The 1,229-nt window shown below is 65.0% G+C and carries 2 protein-coding genes; both read left to right on the top strand.

The window, feature by feature from the left end; all coding sequences use genetic code 11:
* The first annotated feature begins 1 nt into the window (after position 1).
* The gene (locus QWM81_RS29015) at positions 2-757 is read left to right on the top strand and encodes a CoA transferase subunit A (protein WP_290115483.1); all 756 of its coding nucleotides are present in this window, start codon (positions 2-4) and stop codon (positions 755-757) included.
* Positions 757-1,229 (top strand): 3-oxoacid CoA-transferase subunit B (locus QWM81_RS29010; RefSeq protein WP_290115480.1); only part of this gene is annotated, 473 nt, incomplete at its 3' end. The genes QWM81_RS29015 and QWM81_RS29010, both read left to right, overlap by 1 nt.

Here is a 1,229-nt window from a genome sequence, read left to right as displayed (position 1 = left end):
GATGGACAAGGTGGTGGGGTCGGCTGCGGAGGCTGTGGCTGATGTGGGGGAGGGGGTGTCGTTGGCGGTGGGTGGTTTTGGTCTCAGTGGTGTGCCGAGTGTGTTGATCGGGGCGGTGTACGAGAGGGGGGTGGGTGGTTTGGGGGTGGTGTCGAACAATTGTGGTGCGTTGGGTTCGGGTCTGGCGGTGTTGTTGGCGGCGGGGCGGATTGCGCGGGTGACGGGTTCGTATATCGGGGGGAACAAGGAGTTCGCGCGTCAGTATGTGGGTGGGGAGTTGGAGGTGGAGTTGATTCCTCAGGGGACGCTGGCGGAGCGGTTGCGGGCGGGGGGTGCGGGGATTCCGGCGTTCTATACGCCTGCGGGGGTGGGGACGCAGGTCGCGGAGGGTGGGTTGCCGTGGCGGTATGACGGGCGGGGTGGGGTGGCGGTGGCGTCGCCGCCCAAGGAGGTGCGGGAGTTCGGTGGCGTACCTCATGTGCTGGAGTACGGGATTCGCACCGACTTCGCGTTGGTGCGTGCGGCGCGGGGGGATCGTCACGGGAATCTGGTGTTCGCCAAGTCGGCCCGTAATTTCAATCCTTTGGCGGCGATGGCGGGGCGGGTGACGATCGCGGAGGTGGAGGAGTTGGTGGAGCCGGGGGAGATCGATCCGGATCATGTGCATTTGCCGGGGATTTTCGTGCAGCGTGTGGTGGCCCTGAGTCCGGAGCAGGTGGCGGAGAAGTTGATCGAGCACAGGACGGTGCGGGGCTGATGGGCTGGACGCGTGCGGAGATGGCTGCCCGGGCGGCGGTTGAGCTGCGTGATGGTGAGTACGTGAATCTGGGTATCGGGTTGCCGACGTTGATTCCGGGCTATCTGCCTGAGGGTGTGCATGTGGTGCTGGAGTCGGAGAACGGCATTTTGGGCACGGGTCCTTTCCCGTTGGAGCATGAGGTGGATCCGGATCTGATCAATGCGGGGAAGGAGACCGTCACGGTGGTGGCGGGTGCTTCGTTCTTCGATTCGGCGTTGTCTTTCGCGATGATCCGTGGGGGTCATATCGATGTGGCGGTGCTGGGTGGGATGCAGGTGTCGGCGCGGGGGGATCTGGCGAACTGGGCGGTGCCGGGCAGGTTGGTGACCGGTATCGGCGGGGCGATGGATCTGGTGCATGGTGCCCGGCGGGTGATCGTGACGATGACCCATACCGCGAAGGACGGCAGTGCGAAGATCGTGGAGGAGTG

This window comes from Streptomyces ficellus, from assembly GCF_030406405.1.
Classification (GTDB): Bacteria; Actinomycetota; Actinomycetes; order Streptomycetales; family Streptomycetaceae; genus Streptomyces; species Streptomyces ficellus_B.
Note: the sequence above shows the minus strand (reverse complement) of the source record. Positions and strands in the feature narration are given on the sequence as shown.

Bases quoted from the DNA above. Each gene is read 5' to 3' on its own strand.
- QWM81_RS29015 (WP_290115483.1), top strand. From the start codon at position 2: ATGGACAAGGTGGTGGGGTCGGCTGCGGAGGCTGTGGCTGATGTGGGG.